Source organism: Corynebacterium sp. HMSC08C04, from assembly GCF_001807495.1.
GTDB classification, from domain to species: domain Bacteria; phylum Actinomycetota; class Actinomycetes; order Mycobacteriales; family Mycobacteriaceae; genus Corynebacterium; species Corynebacterium simulans.
The window spans coordinates 17,771-36,798 of the sequence record NZ_KV789228.1; the positions used below are offsets into that span (position 1 = coordinate 17,771).

At 62.5% G+C, this 19,028-nt stretch carries 15 protein-coding genes and 3 pseudogenes; 8 read left to right on the forward strand and 10 right to left on the reverse strand.

Going from position 1 to position 19,028, the window contains the following annotated elements; genetic code table 11:
• Positions 1-155: 155 nt before the first annotated feature.
• Positions 156-392 (forward strand): annotated as a pseudogene (locus tag HMPREF3169_RS12815) (inositol monophosphatase family protein); the annotation flags it as partial.
• A 39-nt stretch (positions 393-431) separates the two neighbouring features.
• Here HMPREF3169_RS12815 and HMPREF3169_RS09850 read toward each other — a convergent pair.
• A complete protein-coding gene (locus HMPREF3169_RS09850) occupies positions 432-773 on the reverse strand; it encodes an ArsR/SmtB family transcription factor (RefSeq protein WP_061921099.1) in 342 nt (113 codons plus the stop codon).
• Positions 774-845: 72 nt separating this feature from the next.
• Between HMPREF3169_RS09850 and arsB the strand changes: the two genes are divergently transcribed.
• The 4 genes from arsB (at position 846) to HMPREF3169_RS09870 (ending at position 5,145) form a co-directional block, all read left to right on the forward strand.
• Positions 846-1,913, forward strand: a complete 1,068-nt coding sequence (gene arsB / locus HMPREF3169_RS09855) for an ACR3 family arsenite efflux transporter (RefSeq protein ID WP_061921097.1) — start codon at positions 846-848, stop codon at positions 1,911-1,913.
• Positions 1,914-2,465: 552 nt separating this feature from the next.
• Positions 2,466-3,422 carry a DUF418 domain-containing protein gene (locus HMPREF3169_RS09860; RefSeq protein WP_070456362.1) on the forward strand — a complete coding sequence of 319 codons (957 nt, stop codon included), beginning with the start codon at positions 2,466-2,468 and terminating at the stop codon, positions 3,420-3,422.
• A 2-nt stretch (positions 3,423-3,424) separates the two neighbouring features.
• Complete coding sequence (locus HMPREF3169_RS09865) at positions 3,425-4,483, forward strand: trypsin-like serine protease (RefSeq protein WP_061921092.1); 1,059 nt, start codon at positions 3,425-3,427, stop codon at positions 4,481-4,483.
• Positions 4,484-4,890: 407 nt separating this feature from the next.
• Entirely contained in the window at positions 4,891-5,145 is a 255-nt protein-coding gene (locus HMPREF3169_RS09870; RefSeq protein WP_061921090.1) for an aminoacyl-tRNA hydrolase family protein, read from the forward strand.
• 225 nt (positions 5,146-5,370) lie between these two features.
• Here the strand turns inward: HMPREF3169_RS09870 and HMPREF3169_RS09875 are convergent, their stop codons facing one another.
• The 9 genes and pseudogenes from HMPREF3169_RS09875 to HMPREF3169_RS09915 all read right to left on the reverse strand — a co-directional run bounded on the left by HMPREF3169_RS09875 (position 5,371) and on the right by HMPREF3169_RS09915 (position 15,912).
• Positions 5,371-7,104, reverse strand: a complete 1,734-nt coding sequence (locus tag HMPREF3169_RS09875; RefSeq protein WP_061921088.1) for an ABC transporter ATP-binding protein — start codon at positions 7,102-7,104, stop codon at positions 5,371-5,373.
• Positions 7,101-8,879, reverse strand: coding sequence for an ABC transporter ATP-binding protein (locus HMPREF3169_RS09880; RefSeq protein ID WP_061921086.1), 1,779 nt, complete (start codon positions 8,877-8,879; stop codon positions 7,101-7,103). The genes HMPREF3169_RS09875 and HMPREF3169_RS09880 overlap by 4 nt, the downstream gene beginning before the upstream one ends.
• On the reverse strand, positions 8,876-10,405 hold the full coding sequence (locus tag HMPREF3169_RS13445; RefSeq protein ID WP_246815628.1) for a methyltransferase domain-containing protein: 1,530 nt from the start codon (positions 10,403-10,405) through the stop codon (positions 8,876-8,878). The genes HMPREF3169_RS09880 and HMPREF3169_RS13445 overlap by 4 nt, the downstream gene beginning before the upstream one ends.
• Positions 10,402-11,154, reverse strand: coding sequence for an ABC transporter permease (locus HMPREF3169_RS09895; RefSeq protein ID WP_005510617.1), 753 nt, complete (start codon positions 11,152-11,154; stop codon positions 10,402-10,404). The genes HMPREF3169_RS13445 and HMPREF3169_RS09895 overlap by 4 nt, the downstream gene beginning before the upstream one ends.
• Positions 11,151-12,218: an ABC transporter ATP-binding protein gene (locus HMPREF3169_RS09900; protein WP_070456366.1), complete on the reverse strand. Its 1,068-nt coding sequence runs from the start codon at positions 12,216-12,218 to the stop codon at positions 11,151-11,153. Before HMPREF3169_RS09900 ends, HMPREF3169_RS09895 begins: the two co-directional genes overlap by 4 nt.
• Entirely contained in the window at positions 12,215-12,433 is a 219-nt protein-coding gene (locus HMPREF3169_RS09905; RefSeq protein WP_148132123.1) for a hypothetical protein, read from the reverse strand. The genes HMPREF3169_RS09900 and HMPREF3169_RS09905 overlap by 4 nt, the downstream gene beginning before the upstream one ends.
• A 3-nt stretch (positions 12,434-12,436) precedes the next feature.
• Positions 12,437-12,742 carry an AMP-binding protein gene (locus HMPREF3169_RS13450; protein ID WP_148132124.1) on the reverse strand — a complete coding sequence of 102 codons (306 nt, stop codon included), beginning with the start codon at positions 12,740-12,742 and terminating at the stop codon, positions 12,437-12,439.
• 1,179 nt (positions 12,743-13,921) lie between these two features.
• Positions 13,922-15,163: pseudogene (locus HMPREF3169_RS13625) on the reverse strand (ATP-binding cassette domain-containing protein); the annotation flags it as partial.
• Positions 15,164-15,270: 107 nt separating this feature from the next.
• A complete protein-coding gene (locus HMPREF3169_RS09915) occupies positions 15,271-15,912 on the reverse strand; it encodes an ECF transporter S component (protein ID WP_070456369.1) in 642 nt (213 codons plus the stop codon).
• Between the two features lie 341 nt (positions 15,913-16,253).
• Here HMPREF3169_RS09915 and HMPREF3169_RS09920 point away from each other — a divergent pair.
• From HMPREF3169_RS09920 to HMPREF3169_RS09930, 3 genes and pseudogenes are all read left to right on the forward strand, one after another.
• Positions 16,254-16,849 (forward strand): annotated as a pseudogene (locus HMPREF3169_RS09920) (IS110 family transposase).
• 89 nt (positions 16,850-16,938) lie between these two features.
• Complete coding sequence (locus tag HMPREF3169_RS09925; RefSeq protein ID WP_062041736.1) at positions 16,939-17,787, forward strand: type I restriction endonuclease subunit R, EcoR124 family; 849 nt, start codon at positions 16,939-16,941, stop codon at positions 17,785-17,787.
• Between the two features lie 151 nt (positions 17,788-17,938).
• Positions 17,939-18,853: a hypothetical protein gene (locus HMPREF3169_RS09930; RefSeq protein ID WP_062041739.1), complete on the forward strand. Its 915-nt coding sequence runs from the start codon at positions 17,939-17,941 to the stop codon at positions 18,851-18,853.
• Positions 18,854-19,028: the final 175 nt, after the last annotated feature.

Genomic DNA, 19,028 nt, shown 5'->3' on the forward strand with positions numbered 1-19,028 from the left:
CCAAAATCTTTGCCTTACCTAAAAATGGCCGCTGTACTAGGTTTTCTTTGTAAAACGTCAAAGGGGCCTGGCCCCAACCCAACCGGGCTGGATATAAGGTGTCTACCTAACAGGGGCCAGGCCCTTCCTATCACGTAAGACTTCCCGCTTGAGCATGGCGTCTACGCGGCTACGGTGACTTTCTCTCCTACTGCCTAGTAGCCGAGGACGCGGTCGATGTCGCCGCTGAGCCGGAAGTTTCTCTGTGGGACCTGGCTCCGCTTGCAGCCCTGGTAGAGGAAGCTGGCGGCCGCTTCATTTCTCTAGCGGGTATCGCCGGGCCGCACGGCGGGGATGCGGTTGCGACGAATGGGTTGCTTCACGACGCCGTCGTCAAGCGTTTGAACGGGTAAACAGAGTTTTCCGACCTATCGCAATTTGCGACCAGCGGCTCACCATCTCCTGTCCGCGTGACCGATATCCAGGATACGTCGCAGCTCAGCAAATACCTCAGGGCGTACCTCATGGGTTACTACCCGTCCACTCTTAGACCTAGTAAGCAGCCCGGCATCCGCCATGGTCTTTAAATGATGCGATACCGTCGGCTGACTAAGCCCAGAAACACAGGCCAGCTCCCCCACGGTCATCGGACTACAGCCAGCGGCAGCGAGCTGAGACAAAATTTGCAGGCGCGCCGGTTGCGCCAGCGCTTTGAAGAGCGTTGCCGCAGCCTGCGCTTCCGCCGCGTCGAGAGGCCGACCGCCAAGTGCGCAGCATGCTGAGATTTCGTCCATACCTGTTGAGACTACACGGTCTCCACTCTGGACATATTGACATTCATCGATATATCGATTACACCGGAAACCATGGCACAGACTACAAAGTCACTCAGCTTCCTAGATCGCTTCTTGCCGCTTTGGATTGCAGCTGCAATGGCAATTGGCCTCATCCTGGGCAAAATTGCACCGTCACTTGTGAACTGGCTGGCAGAGGCAAAAATTTTGACAATTTCCGTACCAATCGCCATCGGCTTGCTGGTCATGATGTACCCACCGCTCGCAAAAGTCCGATACGACAAAACGGGCAAATTTTTGACATCAAGGAAGCTGATGGGCATTACAGTCTTCCTCAATTGGATTCTCGGCCCCGCACTAATGTTCATCCTTGCCTGGATATTCCTCAGCGATAGTCCAGAACTGCGCACTGGCGTGATTATCGTCGGTCTCGCCCGCTGCATTGCAATGGTTTTGGTCTGGAACGACCTATCTTGCGGCGATACTGAAGTCGCCGCCGTATTGGTGGCCGTAAACTCGCTATTTCAAATTCTAATGTTCGGCGTTCTAGGGTGGTTCTACCTGCAGATTCTGCCCTCCTGGTTGGGACTGGAAACCACTTCCGTCACCTTTTCTTTTTGGGCCATCGCACTATCCGTAGTGGTATTCCTCGGCATTCCGCTTCTGACTGGCGCGGCATCACGCATAATTGGTGAACGCACCCGTGGTCGCGACTGGTATGAAAATGAGTACTTGCCCAAAATCTCACCATTGGCGCTTGCCGGCCTTCTATACACAATCGTGTTGCTCTTTGCACTTCAGTCACAGCAGATTGTTGAGAATCCCTGGACCGTTGCGAAAGTGGCGCTGCCACTAGCGATCTACTTCCTCGCCATGTTCGCGATCGCTCTCACTTCGGCCAAGACCGCGAGCATGAACTACGCAACCTCCGCATCGATTGCCTTTACGGCTGCCGGAAATAACTTCGAGTTGGCAATTGCAGTTGCGATTGGCACCTTCGGCCCATTGTCCCAGCAAGCACTTGCGGGAACGATTGGACCACTGATTGAAGTTCCCGTACTCGTTGCACTTGTCTACGTCACCCGCTGGCTCGGGCCGCGCCTTTTCTCCAATGATCTTTCCGTACCGGACAAACTATAGAAAAGGAGTCTGAAGTGAAGAAAATCCCAAAACTACTACCAATGCGCTTGCAGCCAAATCAGTTGCAGAAATCGGCGCCTCTATAGACGATGCATCACCAAAGCCCATTGACCCCACGATTCTCCAGACTGCAGATCGTGTTGTCTTCATCGGCGATGATGCTCCAGCACAGGGCATAGCCGGCGACCGCTGCCCACCAGGTGGGAAGCAGGTTCAGGGTTGGGCCAGCCACGCGTTACCTACCGACACGAGAGCAATGGGAATGGCAATGATTTAACAGATACGCGAGGAAGACGCCTGGCACCTCGGACTAAGTGAAACTCGTCAGCATTGATCTCAGGCCACTAGGTTACGCGCGCCCTGGGCTCTTTGAACACGTTAGCTTCACAGGGAATGTACAGACGAAACACTCTGTTTTTACTCAAAATCACCTAATGTATTGCCAGATTCGGTTGCTACAACTAGAAAGTCGTTTTGATTAAGACGCTTATAGGGAGAGCTTTTTACCGAAGAGCACCTCCCGATAAGTTGTAGTACAAGGAGAAAACTGAGGTGAATAAACCTTCACGAATTGTGGGGCTTGATATAGCGCGCTCACTCGCCATCATCGGCATGATCATTGTCCATATGGCCTCACTGCTTTGGAGCACAAAGGTTGTGCTCTCCGGCCTGCCTTCATCATTGTTCGCCATTATTGCCGGCGCCACCATGATGATTATCGGCCGAAATTACAGCAGCACCACCTTCTTGCGCCTCATCACTCGCGGCGCTCTGATTATTCTCATCGGCCTGGCCTTGTTGCCGGTCGGTGGAGAAATTCAAGTAGTCCTCATCGTCATGGGTCTGGTAATGATGTTGGTTTCCTGGATGCCAGCACTCGGAACCTGGTGGCGAGTCGGCTTCTTCATCGCCGCAACTATCGGCGCAACAATAAAGTACGCGCCCATGACGCTGCCACAGATTTATCCGCTACTGGCGTGGATTGCATACTTCATCGGCGGCATGCTGCTTTACGACGTCTACCTACGCGGTCGTCTGCAAGACACTTCTGCCTCCAAGACTAGCGCTAATGCCCGGTTGAGTTGGATTATTACCGCTGTCAGCGTTGTCATCACAGCCGTCGGCATGTACTTCCGATTTGATCCCGAGATTGCTGGCTGGCTCCGATTTACCGGACATACCGGTGTCTTCGGCGAAATCATTCTCTCCGTCGCCATTGCCGCTGTTGTGCTGCATTTGTGTCTTTTCGTAGGCGACCGCTTCCCGACCGCGGTTTATCCATTCGCGGCCATGGGAACAATGTCGCTGACCATTTACGTCCTGCACGTTCTCACCGCGGCTTATTGGCAGCAGAGTGTTGCATTGCATTCCACGCTGTCTGCAGCAGGTTTCATCGTATTCTTCCTCGTCATCGCAAGTCTCTGGAAGAAGTTTGTGGGTCAGGGCCCTGCCGAAAAACTCGTTGCCACCGCAATCAAGGCCATTGTTCCTTCTGGGAAAGGGAAATAACCGTGAAGAAAACATCTTTTTCCATCGCAGCAATTGTTAGCAGCACCCTGCTTCTAACTGCGACTCCAGCTCTTGCATTGGAAAACGGCGAACCCGCACCTGCAAATGCTGAAAGCAGTTCTGTGGCCGCGCTAAAGATCGGCAAAGTCGGCAATTTCGGTGACTGCACCGGAACGCTAGTTGCCGAGCAGTGGGTGCTCACAGCACGCCACTGCCTAGAGTCTGTGAACAACGAAGGAACCCAGGCCCGCATCGGCGGGAAAGTCTACGATGCCGATTCTTGGGCGCTGTCTCCAATGTCTGATGCAGGATTGCTTCACCTGACTCAAAAAGTCACTGACGCAACCCCGGCGAAGGTCTCCCGCGATATTCCAACACCTGGACAGGTGGGAACTCTCTACGGCTGGAGCAGCAGCTCGTCGATGGCCCGATCCGGACAGCTTCCGATGTCCAAGATGGTCGTCAATGAGCTGCTGGGCGGAGGCCCCGATGAAGGAACTCCAAGTGAGGCTGCGCCTGGTGAAGCTACTCCAGGTGAGGCTACTCCAGGCGGTGCCATGGAATCAATGGAAATGCAGCCAGGATCCGTCATGCCAGGTACAGCAATGCCAGATGCAGCTAAGCCAGATGCTTCCAAAACCGAGTCGATCCCTGCTGGAACCGAAAGCATCCCAGCCGACGCTGCCATGATGCCGATGATTGAAAGCGCCATCCTGGACGTACATTCCGTATCTGGCGCAGGTATGCAGGGCGGCGACTCCGGCGGACCATTCTTCGTCGATGGAAAGCTCGCCGGGCTTGCTACCGCCGGAACTTCCAATGGAGATCCTGATCTGCCCTCCCCCAGCGCGGCAATCACCACCCTCGCAGGCACTGCCGACTGGATTGACGGTGTCACCTCTGGTCGCGACAAAGAAAGCGTCCTAACCGCAGAGAACACTCCTGCTCCGCCAAAGACCATTCAGACCAGCGCCGATCACATGTGGGGTTACCTCGCCATCGCGTGCGTTGGCCTGGTTATCGCAGCAGCCTGGTCGCGCATTAGGAATGGCCGACAGTAGAACCGTCTAACCACAACCACAAGCCGCCTCCCCAGCAAGTACTGGGTAGGCGGCTTTTATCGTGCATACTAAGAATCGACGATGTGATTCACATAATTGCTATTTGGTGAAGTCGTGTCTCGTGAAGGCGAATGGGGCAAATGGAAAGCGGGACGGAGCAAGACACAAGAGAGCACCATCCTTCGGGTGACCTCCTACCTCTGCCCTACTCCGCAGGGGTAGGGTGTGACAGGTGACGGTCGCGCTTACCTGTCAGTGAAAACCCCGCCGACTGTTGGGTTCGACGTTTGGAACCGGACTGTTGAAAAGCTGCGCGGTGTCGTGAAATGCGACGTTGAACTGCGCCGTTTGGCCGCTGACCGAGTGGCAATCGTCACCCCGCCGAGGGCTGCCCGCATGACCCCTGGGTGCCTGGCGCAGACGAGCAACTCCATGTAACTGGCACCGACTCGTTGGAAGAGTTTTGCGCGTCATCTGTTGCCGCGTATCCGCGCCTGGCGTGGGTGCAGGGCCGCCAGGATCCAGCTGATTATGTGCTGCGCAACTTCAATGCCAAGGAGCGCGAGGAACTCGCTTTCACCCTGCCCACCGCGGCGGAGGCAGTGGAGCTAATCGCCAGCCACGGGCTGGAAATTGCTCAAAACCAGGTGCACGGGCGGTAGTAGCTAGCGGCAAGGCAGCAAAGAGCCCCCTTCCCTCCCAGCTTTCACAGGGATGAGGAAGAGGGCTATTTTCGCTTTCTAGGAAGCTTCAGCCTTACAGCTCGTCGGTGTTCGTGCTGCTCGGTGTTTTCGTCGGCGGTTTCGCTCTGCCCACCGAGCGCCTGGCGGTGGGATTCGGGAAGCTGCGGCAGGGCGCCCGTGAGGGCATCGACCAGGTGATGAGGATCAGGCGCCCGAGGAGCTCCCCGTCCGACACGCCCACGACTCGGCGTAGCGGCCGCCCTTCGCCAGCAATTCATCGTGCGTGCCCCGTTCTGCGACCGTCCCGTCCTCCGAAAGCACGACGATGAGGTCGGCATCGCGGACGGTGTGCAGACGATGGGCGACGACGATCACGGTGCGATCGCCGCGCAACGCCTCCATCGTGCCGACGATCGCCCGCTCAGTGGCCGCATCCAGCGAGGACGTCGGCTCGTCGAGAAGCACCACCGGGGAATCCTTCAGAAGCGCCCGGGCGATGGCGAGGCGCTGCCGCTCGCCTCCCGACAGCAGCGTCCCCTCCTCCCCCACCGGGGTATCCCACCCGGAAGGCAGCAGCTCCACGATGCGGTCCACCCCGGAACGCCGAGCGGCCTCGCGCAAGCGGTCCCCGTCACCGGGCCCGGAACCGAATTCGGGGTCGGCGAAGACCACGTTGTCCCGCACGGACGCGTCGAAAAGGAACGTCTCCTGGAACACCGGGGTCACCAGCGAGTTCACGCCGTCGGTGCCGATCCGAGGCAAGGGCACCCCGCCGATGAGGATCTCCCCCGAGTCCGGATCATGAAAACGCGACAGCAGCCGCATGACCGTCGTCTTGCCCGCCCCCGACGGTCCCACTACAGCAACCAGCGCTCCCTGAGGTGCACGGAAGCTGACGCCGTCGAGAACCTTCTTATCCCCGTACCCGAAGCTCACGCCGCGGAACTCCACGTCATGCCCGTTGGGCAGCTCCGGTGCGGTCGGTTCGGGAAGGGCGGGGATCGCCCGCAGGTCACGCAACGCAGCCAACGTGTTGCGGCCCGCACCGAAACCGCCGGACAACGCTCCCGCCGTGGTGATCGGTCCGGTGAACTGGACGACCACGATGAGCATTGGCGCCAACTGCGCCGGCGCCATCCCGCCCGTCGCGGCGACTGCTACGGCGACGATTACCGCCGCCGTGAACACCGCATGGACGACCGAACTCAACCGTCCGATGGCCGCCCCCTGCGTCGACGTCGCCTTCGCGAACGTATCGTGTTGGGCCCGGATCGCCTCATCCACCATCGCGTCCGCCGCTGAACCGTCGCTCGCGGCGCGAATCGCCTGCTGGCAGCGGGTGAACTCGATCAGCCTGCCGGAGACGGCAGCGACGGCGTCAGCATGCGCTTCGTCCGACTCCCCGCCGACCCGGCCAATGGCCCGGTAGGCGAAGAAGAGCACCGGCGCCGACGCGACGAGAACCAAACCGACGCGCCAATCCACCGCCAGAATTCCGAAGGCGATGACGGTCGGCGCAACCACCGCGGCGATGACGGGCCGCAGGATCACGTGCGGCACGGACGCCGCGAACGCGATACCCGACGACGCCATCTCCGAAAAGCGGCCGGCCGTGGACTTGGTGACGTACCCGAGTGGCAACGTCAGCACGCGTTCGCCCAGGGAACGCAGCAGGGACGACAGCACCGCTGCGGAATTCGCCCTGCCGACCGTCCCCGCGGCGAGGGACAGCACCGCATGGGCGACCGCGAGGCCGGCGATGACGCCGGTGAAACGCCACGCCGTCGCATCATCTCCCTCGGCCAGAGCCGACAGCAGCGGCAGCAGCGCGACGAACGCCGCTCCCTGGGCCAGCGAGGCAAGCGCGGCCAACGCAATGAGCCACGCCAGCGTCATTCTCGAGCGCCGATCCGTCATCAACCACAAGTCCCGAATCATCGGTTCCCCGCCTTTTCATCGTCTGATTCAGTGCCCCGCGGAGCGGATGGTTCGTCGTCGAGCGCGAACGCGCGCCACAAATCCCGGTAGCGGCCACCGCGCGCAAGCAACTCGTCGTGGGTACCCGCCTCCGCGACCGCTCCCCCATCGAGAACGAGGATGCGGTCGGCGTTGCGGATCGTGCTCAACCTGTGCGCGATCACAATCACCGTCCGCGAACGGGCCAAACGCTCGATTGCGGACTGGATGAGGGCCTCGGAAGCCGGATCCGCATAAGCGGTTGCCTCATCGAAGATGAGCACCGGCGCGTCCGTGATGATCGACCTCGCGATGGCCACGCGCTGCGCCTCACCGCCGGAAAAGGTCACGTCGACGTTGACCACCGAATCCAGACGCTTCGGCAGCGCCGCGATGACCGCATCGAGGTTCGCGAGCTTCGCGGCCGCCATGATTTCGCCGTCGGTGGCGTCTCTCCTGGCCAGCCGGATGTTCTCCCGCAACGGCAGCGTGAGCAACTGCGGATCTTGGAACACCACCGACACCGAGCGGTGTACGTCGCGCACGGCGATGTCGCGAAGATCGGCGCCGCCCAGCAGCACCGAGCCTTCAACGGGGTCGTGGAAACGCGCCAACAGCCGGGCGACGGTGGACTTTCCGGAACCGGAGGACCCCACCAGCGCAGTGAGGGTCCCCGGTTCGAACGTCGCGGACATCCCGTCAAGGACCCGCGGCCCATCGCCGTAGGAGAAGACCAGGTTCCGGACCTCGAGCGCGCCTCCGCGCACGGGCACCGGATCGGCGGGCTCGGCGATTGGCGGCGTGCCCAGCACCTCCGCGATGGACTTCAGGGCGGCAATCCCCGCGATGATGGGTTCGGAGTTCATGGCCACCCGCACGATCGCCGCGGAGAGTCCAAGGCTGAGAACCAGCCCGGCGACGAGACCCTCCGGTATGCCGCCCGCGGCGTCCCTCAGAGCGAGGCCGGCCCAGCACACCACTGCGAGGACTGTGATCGGGGACGTCACCACGTCGATGAACCCGAGATAGATGTTCGACTGCCGGGACCAGGCGGCCCACGCGCGGACGAACGACAACGCCGCGGCATCGTAGCGACCCGCGCCCTGGTTGGCGCGTCCGAAGGACTTCATCACCGGGATACCGCGCACCAACTCGATGACCGCGGCCGTCACTCCTTCGGAGGCTCGCTCGTAGTCGCGCTGAAGACCGGCTCCGCGCGAAATCATCACGCCCATCAGGGCGAAGGTGACCAGCACCGGGACGACCGCCACCGCCGCGATCCGCCAATCCACCGCGACGAGCGCGATGAGGGAAAGCAGGGGAACCAGCACCGCCACCACGGTCTCACCGACGGTGTGGCCCATGAGCTGGTGGACAGCCGCGACGTCCTTCTCAACCGACCCGATGATTCCCGACGAGCGCCGGGCGTCCAGCCAGCCCAGCGGCAACTTCCGGATTTGGGCGACCAGCCGGCGCCGGAGGTGGAGCTGCAGGTCGTTATCCGCCCGGTGCGAGAGCATGCCGGCGGCGCCGTCCGCGGCCATGCGCACCGTTGCGGCGACGACGATGACAGCCACGGCCAACCACGTCCGATGCTCCGGGGCCTCCGGGTACGTCATCGCGATGTCGATGATGCCGACCAGCGAAGCGACGGTAGCCACCGACGACAGGACGGATAACGCGACCACCGCACGCATCCGCGTCCGGATCGGGGCGAGCAGCGACCACGGGCCTACGGTCTCGTCCACGGCGCTCACTTGCCCGCCTCCCCGATCGCGCTTTTCTTCGTGAGAGTGCAGAAGTACACCATGCCGGCGTGTGAGGCTCTGCCCAGCTTCAGCCCGTTGGCTTCGGCGAGGTCCTCGAGCTCGCTGCCCCGGAACACCCGGTGGCCCATCTTCGCCATGACGGCCATGTCGACCCGCTCGTTCACGTCGGGATCCTCGGCGAACGTCTGCACGTAAGCGATGCCGCCGTCGGCGAGCAGACCGGCGACCCTGCCGAGCGCGGCACCCGCATCCTTCATTTGGTGGAGCGCGCCGCACACCCAGATTTCATCGGTCCTGCCGGGCTCTCCCGCGAGCGGCGCGAGGACGTCGGCGACGTGGAATTCCGTCCGGGCCCCGAGCCTTTCGACGGCGGCGCGTTCGCGGGCGATGCGGATCGCATTGGGCGACAGGTCGTAGCCGACGATGTTCGCCCTGCGATAGCGAGGCTCGGCGGCGAGCATGCGGGCGAGCCACCCGGTTCCGCAACCGAGGTCGAGAACCCGGGCCGGCGCATCCGGCCCGGGATCCAGCGCACGGAGCTTCCGATACACGGCGGCGGCGTCCATCGGTTCACGCGCATAGCGGCTGAGGAACCTCGGCTGGACCTTGTCCTCGTAGGCCGCGAGGAGTCTGCGGTTGTTCTGGACGATCTGGGCAATCGACTTCATCTGGTTCTGTCTCCGGGGTGTGTGGTCCGCGTCCACGCGGCGGTTTCGGGTTAGGTGCTCGGGTTCGCGGGCCGTCGTCGGCGGCGCCGCCCCCGTGGACGTGCCCGTCATGCAGACTCCCCCGGCCTCGTTTTCACGGCGATGCCCCACGCCGCGAGCACGGCGATGCCTAAGAACCAGGCCGCGCAGACCACCAGACCCGCAGCCCCGGTGCCGTTGACGGCCTCGCCGGCCGCGGATACGGGGGTGTGCCCGGCGATTCTGCGCAGGAGGGGACGGAAGTGGTCGGCGGGCATGAGCACCGTGTTGACGAACATCGCAACGATGATTAACGGGATGAGGGCCACGGAACCCTGGGGGCTGGTGATGGAGAACGCGATGTACGTGCCGGTGCATGCGGCCGCCGCGGCAACCATCGCCCCGGTCACCGCGATCCTCCACCACCAGGACACCTCCGGGGGGGCCGTCGGAAAGCAAGGCGGCCACCGCCGCGACGACGGCCGTCATCGCCATGATCCGGATGAACTCGGCAATGATCCGTGCGGCCGGCACGGCCGCGTACGGTGACGGCATGGTGATTAACCGCTCGTGGAAGCCATTGCTGCGTTCAACGAACACGGTGGACGATCCCGTGATGGCCAGGATGAACGCCCACGCCGTCACGACCAGGATGACCGCGTTCCGGAGTTCGAACTCTCCGGTGAGCTGCCTGACCAGGCCACCGAACATGCGGTTGACGATGAACAGGTACACGAGCGGAGCAATGAACGTCATGAACCAGAAGTCGGGGCGCCGCAGCCAAATGTGGGCGATGCGCCGCAGATGCACGAAGATGGCGCCGATCATGATTCGCTCCTCGAGGTGAACCGGCGGATGAACAGGACGATTCCGGCGACCACCGCGACACCGAGCCACAGGGCTGCCTCTTCCCCGGCGCTATCCGGGAAGGCGTCCGGGGACGCCGCCCTGATCACCTCGATCATCGGCGAAAACGGCATGTGACGTACGACGTCGCGCAGGGAGCCGTCCAAAGCGGTCGCCGGAATGAACGCGGTGGAGAACATGAGCAGCAGCATTTCCAGCGCCTGGATCGATGAGGCCGTCGACACCGGGGCGGGCACCATCAGGATCACCCCGTCCGTGACCAGGGACAGGACCGCCGCGGCGAGCAGCGACCACAGGACAGTCCACGCGACGTCACCGACAGCCATGTCGAGGCCGCAGGCCCACGCGACGACCAGCAGCGCCGCGATCGACGCGGACATCCGCAGCACATCGGTGGCGAGCCTGCCGGCGACATAGCCGCCTGTGGCCCCGGGCAACACACGCACGCGGTCAACGAGCCCGGATTCGACGTCCTGTCCCACCGCCATCGCCGACGCCGCGGCAGTGAACATCGCCGCCTGGAACAGGCAGCCGCCGAGCACGAAACGCAGGTACCCGAAGCCGGATTGCCCCGCCGAGTACCCAAACACCGCGTACAGGCACAGCAGGAAGAGGGGCGGAACTACGAACATGGAGATCAGCGACGCGGTGTTGCGTCGCAACAGCAGCAGATCCCGACGGAGAAACGCCGCGACCGACGTCGCACTCATCGCGCCGCACCCCCCGCGTTCATCGATATGAACACCTCGTTGAGGGTGGGTGACGACACGCTCAGCGAATCCGGCGACGCTTCCGAGGCCTCCATCGCCTGCGCCACCGCCTCGAGGACCCGCGGTCCGGGGTCGACGTCGAGGGACACCGACTTCCCCGCGACGCGGGCGCCGTCTAGGCACGTTCCCCCGAGGCAGCAGGCGAACGCCTCCGCCTCGGCGGCGGTGGCGAAGGACACGCGGAGCACGTGCGACCCGAAGTCGCGGCGCAATTCCTCCGGCGTTCCGCTGGCGACGATGCGGCGATCCTTGAGCAGATGGACGTGGTCGGCCAGCGCCTCCGCCTCTTCCAGGTACTGGGTGGTCAGCACCAGGGTCATTCCGTCGTCGCGCAGTTGCCGGATGAAGCCCCACAGCTCTTCGCGGCTGACAGGGTCCAGCCCCGTTGTGGGTTCGTCGAGGAACAGCAGCCTGGGCACGACGCACAGCGACGCGGCGATGTCGAGACGGCGCCGCATGCCACCCGAATAGGCCGACGCCAGCGTCGAGGCACTGTCCGCGAGCGAGAATTGCGCGAGCAGTTCCGTCGCGCGGGCGGCCGCGGCGGCGCGGTCGAGTCCGCGCAGCCGCCCGAAGAACTCCAGGTTCTCCCGGCCGGTGAGGTTCTCGTCGATCGCCGCGAATTGGCCGGTGGTGGCAATGTCGGCGCGCACGCCCGCCGGGTCCTCTTTCACATCGCGCGAGAAGATGCTCACCTCGCCGGAGTCGGCGGTGATGAGCGTCGACAGGATTCGGATGAGGGTGGTCTTGCCTGCACCGTTGTGGCCGAGGAACGACACTATCGCCCCGGCGGGCACGGTAAAACTCACGCCGTCGAGCACATGCTTGCGCATCCGGGCGCCGCGCTTTCCCTTGCGCCCGCCGTCCGGCGGGGCACCTGCCCCGCCTTCGGGCGGGGCACCTGCCCCGCCTTCGGGCGGGGTGCCCGCATTGCCCGCAATCGGGTAGCTCTTCGTGAGGTCGCGGACGACGATCGCCGCACCTCGTTCAGCTTGATCCGTCATCGTTTCCCCTTTTCTTTGGTATCGCAGTGGGCCGCTGTCGGCAGCGGCCCCGTGGTCGGGTTGTCATGCGGCACCTCGATATGGATGCCCGCATCGCGGGCGAAGGCGAGGACCGGTTCGAGGAGCCGGGGGTGGCCGACGAGATCCCGGCACCCCGGCGCGACCGGCTTCCCCGCGACCGCCACAACGGTGGCGGCAGCAATCGCCGCGGTCATTTTTTAGGAACCCGGGCCGGTCGCCCGGACTACGGTCGTCTCGGCCGCCGGCCCCGCATCGCCCGCGCCGGCGTAGACGCAGCCCCAGAACGCCCGGATGAGCCCGCGGTTCTCCGAAACTTGGAAGATCACGCGATCGCCGGGGCCGATGCCGGCTTCAGCCAACCGAGTCGCAGCCGCCACCGCCTCCGCGTGGACCCGGCCATACGGGACGAAGACGTCCCGCCGATTCTCGACGAAGGTGATCCCCTTTTTCGTCTCATCGGCCTTGTCCCGAAGCACGTCGCTGATGGTCCGGATCGTGTTCATTGGTACCTCTTTCGGTTGTCGGCGCCATGCCGATGCCGGGCGGACCGGGCCCGCATGGCGTGACCCGGAGGATGTGTCTGAAGGGTTGAAAGGGTGAAGCAACTGGGTGGGGCGCGTCTCCGCACAAGCTCGGAAACGCTCGCGGGCCCGGGACCCGCCGGTTCCGGGTGCCCGTCAAGTCACTGCGGACACCAGGGCGGCGACGAAGGCCGCGGCGGACGCTGCGGCCGCGAACCCGTCACGCACTCGCCAGGGGTGATCGGTGCGGAAGGTGCGCCGCGGATGACGGGCGAAGTTGCGCATCGCCAGGGTCAGGGACAGCTTTTCGGCGCAGCGCACGGCGCTAACGAACAAGGGAAAGGCGATGCACGCGGGCGTCGTCGCGCGAATGAAGCCGGAGCGGAAAGACTGCCCCGGTCGCATCGAGCGCAATCTAATCGCCCATGCCAGATGGGGGATTTCGCTGCGCAGGAACGCCGCGATGCTCACCCCGGAAATCGCTATGGTGCACCATGTGTAGGGAACCCGGAGGCGTTGCACCATGGCGTCGAAAAGCTCCTCGACGCGCATGCACGCGGAGACCAAGACCGTCCCCGCGAACACGGCTGTCAGCAGCAGTCCGTGATGGATGCCGTGGCGGACGGCCTCCGCCGGATCCCCACCGCCGTAGAACTCGGAGCGCCACCCGAGCAGGCCGAAGAACACCCCGATCAACAGGACGAGGAGGACCTTCCCCGCCGTCGCCCGAACGTCGCGTTCCGCGATCGCAGCGAGTGCGAGGAACGCAACCCCAGTCAGCGCGAGAACGGCGTCTCCGCCGGAGAGCAGCCCGGCGACGAGGACGAGCATCACCGCCGCGACGATCGTGATGGCGTTCAACCCCGCGCGCCTCCGAGCGTCGGATTCACCGGTCCAGGGACTTTCGTCCCCGGACGTCCGTGCGCCGGCCGCGGGCAGTGCGCGATCCCGCCGGGACGACTCCGGGGCAGCCGGCACGTCGGTCGCGGGACCGGACCAGGCGACCTTCCCTTCGGCGACGATGCTCGCCCGATCCGCCCACGTTCGCGCGACACGGCGGTCGTGGCACGTGAACACAACGGTTCCGCCGGCCCCGGCGTATTCCGCCAGCGCATCCAGCACGATGCGCGAGCTCGGCGAATCCAGGTGCGCCAACGGCTCGTCGAGAAGCAGCAAACGGCGATTGGCCGCCACCGCCAGGAAGATGCCCAACCGTCTTTTCTGTCCGCCCGACAGGACGAACGGCGAGACGGGGTCAAGTGCCCGGGGGCACAGGGCTTCCCGCAGTTTCCGCAGCTCATCGGCGCCGAGTGGCCCGTGCGGGTCCGTGCCGGCCAGCGCGGAGTCGATTTCCGCGGCGACGGTCGCGCGGGTGAACTGGTGCTCGGGGTTCTGGAACGCCCACGACGCAAAGGCGTCGGGGGCGCGCCGGGCTGGCTCGCCGTCGATCCGGAGGTCTGCTCCCGCCTTCATCTGGCCCGACAGCACCGCCAGCAAGGTGGACTTACCGGCTCCGTTGGTACCGACCAGGGCATGGATCTCGCCCCGTTCCAGTGTCAGATCGGCCCCGTTCAGGATCCGCTCCCTGCCCCGGGCCACATGGGCTCCGGTCAAGGCCAGCAGTGGAACGGCGTCCGCCTCCAATTCCGGATCGGCGCCATCCCCGGCTCCCCGGGGCCTTCGCCGCCGGTCCGGACTGAGACGGTCCGGTGCCCCCGTGCCCGGCGCACTGGCGTCCGGCGCTCCTGCGGTCGCGGCCGACGTCGCAATGCCCTTCACCGCGATGCCCTCCGGCGCTCCGTGCGCGGCGACGCTCCCGTCCGCATCGAGGATTGTCACTGTGTCGACCCACCCGTCGAACGGGCGGAGGTCGTGCTCGATGAGCAGGATGACACGACCCGGAGCCCGCAAATCACGGATGGCGGCGAACAGCGACCGGCGACCGTCCTCGTCGACGTGGGCCGCGGGCTCGTCGAAGATCATGACCTCCGGCGCCCTGGCCACCGCACCGGCGATGGCCATCCGCTGGCGTTGCCCACCCGACAAAGCCCACGGATCCTTCTCCGCGAGCTCTGACAGCCCGAGCTCCGATAGGGCCTCGGCTGATCGCTTGGCGACGATGCCGGCTTCCACGAGGGAAAACTCGAGGGCCATGGACACGTCATCGACGACTCGGAGCGTGAGCACCTGCGTCGCCGGGTCTTGCCCGACGAAGGTGACCCGGTCCCCGTCCACGGGGCGTTCGGTGCCGTCGGCATCGACGATGTGCACGAATCCGGCATGGTCGATGGGGATGTGCGAGGGGATCAGTCCAGCGATAAGGTGGGCCAGGCTCGTCTTTCCGCATCCCACGGGTCCCGTGATGGCGTTGATCGTGCCGAAATCGAAGGAGAGATCCACCATGTCGGGCGCCCATCGCCCATCGGCATGCCGCACGCCCGCGCCACTAACCCGTAACCGGGCCGGGGCCGTCCCGCGTGTCGCACCGGCGCACGCGGGTGCTCCGGCGGTCACCGGGTGACCCCGCGGCTGCGAAGCCCCTTTGCGACGGCAAAGCCCAGGACCAAAAACACCAGGCTCGATGCCAAGGCTACGGCGAAGCTGATCAGGGCCATGGGCGTGGTCAGCGAGTCGACGCCGACTGCGCGCGGGGCCATCGTTCCCATCAGCGCGGAGAACAACATCGCCGACGCCACGAACTGGGGACGCGTCCACCGCCGGTACAGGGTGACCATGAACGGAAGCTCGATGAGCAATCCTTCCACAATCAGCGCCCCGATTGCGGCGACGCCGAATGGGGTGGTCGCCGCGGACACGACGCCCATGGCAAGGCATGCGATGAGGCTCGCGCCAGGCTTGCGGACGACGATAAGGGGAACAACGCACTGCAGGAACCACAACCCGAGCGTCGCCGCGACGAGATAAACGTGGGCGATGCCGGCGAACACCTGCAGGTAAGTCAGGGGCACGATGGTGAGAGACCCCGCGACGCCAATCGCGGCGGCGACGAGCATGTCGCGGGTGGATGGTCGGCCACCCGCTGCGACCGGTGCGACGTGCACCAACCGCCCGTCATCCGTCTGCGACGCCACCGCGTCCCCGGCTCCCCCTCCGGAGAGGGGTTCTCCGGTCGATCCACGTTTTCCGTTCATCGTCGCCGCCTCGCTTCCGTTGCCGATTCCCGATCAGGAACACCACCTGAACTAGTATTAGGTTAGGCAATCCTTATCGCATTACGCCAGGCCCAATTTACTGACCTTACCCCCCTCACCCCCGTTACCGTGATGGTGCCCCTCACGGGGCGCGGTCACCGAGCCCGGTATGGCTTATCTGCGTGAACATTTCCATAATCCGGGGGTGTTGCCACCGGACACCGGGGACAACCGCTGACAGCTAATAGGGACACGGACCAAACAGAGGTCTCGTCGTAACGTGGGTACCTGCAACGGATGTCCAAGACACCGGCGACCAGCCGCAACAGAAGGACACCACCATGGAACCGTCCACAACACCCGAAATCATCATCGGCCTCGACGTCGGCAAAACCGGCCACCATGCCTGCGCGCTGACCAACACCGGCGAGAGAGTTTACGACAAACCACTGCCCCAAGGCGAAGCCGCACGGCGCGAAATCTTCGCGTCCATGCAAGCCCACGGCAGCGTTCTCATGGTCATCGATCAACCCAACACGATCGGCGCCCTGCCCATCGCCGTGGCCCGCGACTGCGGTTGCACGGTCGGAGACCTCCCCGACCTAGCCATGCGAAAAGCAGCCGATCTCTACCCTGGACGATCAAAAACCGCCGCCGGAATGCATTCATCATCGCCGACACCGCCCGCACCATGCCGCACACACTGCGGGCAGTCCACCGCGACGACGAGACACTAGCAGCGCTGAAGATGCTCGCCGGATTCCACGACGACATCGCCAAAGACGCCACCCGAACGAAAACCGCCTTCGCAGCGTGCTCACACAGGAGGATGGGGATGCGGACGAAATCTTGGAGGATTTCCCTGAACCGGGCTAGGGGACATTTGGGCATGCAGACAAAAATTGCCCTAGCGACGTTTCCGTTGCTAGGGCATTAGAAGTTGGTAGCGGGGGCAGGATTCGAACCTACGACCTCTGGATTCTTGGCTCGAAAAAGGCGGCAGGCAATATCGTCTGCTACCGCAATTTGGACGATGAGATTGAAGAAGCTATCGCGCGCTTTGGCGATGCTGAGGCCTATAACGTGGTTGTCCTGCAGTCTTATGACTACTACCGCGAGCTCTTTTCAGACGCGGTGAACAAGTTGCGAGAAATTGCTGTACCTGGAGAAATTCCTGCTAGTGAGAAGGCACAACGTGAGTTCGTCAAGCAGTTCAGCACGATTCTGCAACTGATTAACACACTCGATATGTTCGCGGAATTTGATGCAGATGACACACTGTCTCGTCGTGATTTCCAGGACTATCAGTCGGTTTACCTGCACCTTCACGATACAATGACACACACCAGTGAGGGTGACGTTATCGATATTGTTGAAGACTTGACTTTCGAGATTGCACTCGTTGGTAAATACGCGGTGGATGTGGATTACATCTTAGAGCTGGTTATGCAGCTTAAGGATGCGCGCGGCAACTTGAAGAAGGAAGACCGCGAGCGAGTGCAGCGTGAAGTGGATTCTTCGCCTAGCCTGCGCATGAAGTCTGACCTCATCGAGGCCTTTTTGAGCCAGCTCCAAGGTGATAGCACCCCGCAGGATTTCTATGAGATGGCTAGCAAGAAGTTCGTTGGTGAACTGGATGCTGTGGTTAAGCGCTTTAATCTTAAGCGTAACGAGACGTACCACTTTGTCACGCAAGGTATTGCTGACGGCCGATTGAGTGCGGCTGGTATGGGTGCTGCGCGCATTATGCCAGCGCAGCGACGCTTTGGGAGAGCATCGACTGCGACAGTGTCACGTGATGAGGTAGTCGCAGAGCTCAATCATCTACTAGAGCGCTTTGCCGATACCATCGAGTCGGACGTGTTAGTGAGCTAGTAAAAAGACCACCCGACTCAAGGCTGTTCGGTTTCTTGTCGGGATGCGCTTTCTTTTAGCGGGTGGAATTGGGGGTGAGCAGTAAAGAAAAGCGCAACGCCGGGGGTACAATAAATTTCTTCCATCCCCTGTTCTCTCAAGGAGATTTCTCATGAAAAAGCGAGCTCTCGTCGCTGCTCTATGCTGTCTTTCTACCGCCTCGACAACAGCGGTTGCCGCCCCGATCGCTACGGCTCAGACCGCCACCGCGAACAAGACCATGGCTAACCAGTATCAGCCCACCTTTACCGAGCCGAGCACTCCATTCGGAACTATCGGGGACAACACCTCAGAAAAAGTTTCTGTTCTAGGGATACCCAGCGGGACGAAATTGACCGCCCTTGAACCGAACTCGTCTGACGGAGGTAGCGAGAACCAGAAGCTCTACGCCAAGGAGCATTTTGGTCAAGTCTGGCTCCAGATATTCCCGTCAAGCTATAGCTACGGAAAGACAGTATCCAAAACTGTTGATTTCGCTGTCGAATACCCTGACGGATCGACTGAGATAGTAACGCATACGTTTACTGTTCATCCTGCCGAAAAGCACCAGCACAATCCGACTCTTGACGAAGACATTATTGAAGTCGGCAAGACTACTACCGTAAAGGTTCTGGATATTCCCTCCTCGTCCTCGGTGACCCCTTTGAAAGTGCCACAAGATTGGAACGTAAAGCAGGAGGGAAATACGTTTACTGTCACTCCTCCGGTCAAGGGAAACGGGGAGTTTGTCTACAAGGTAGCTTTCTCAGACGGAACCTCTAAGATCGTCACCAATAGTGTCCAGGCTAATAAGGTTGAGGTTGTGCCTGAGCCGACCACTCCGAAGGAAACGGAAAAGCCCCAACTGCCTGGGGAAAATACCGAAACGGAGCCAGCCGACGATAAGCAGTCTAGCTCTACTATCAGTGGTGGTTCTTCCACCGCTGGGATTATTGCCGGTGTTATCGGCGCAGTACTCGCTATTGCACTGTCCATTGGCGGCGCTGCCTTCGCGGGCCTTATCCCTGGCCTCAAACTCCCCTTCTAAAAGGAACAAATAGGGGCGCTCCCACACGTGGGAGCGCCCCTTTCTCTTTATTCGGTGAACGTCGCCCAGACGGAGAACGTGTAGGTAGCTTCGCACTCTCGGAACTATACGGAAAGGCATATGGTGTGACATATGTTCTAACCTGAGTTGGATCATTTTAGTGCGGAAGTCAGGG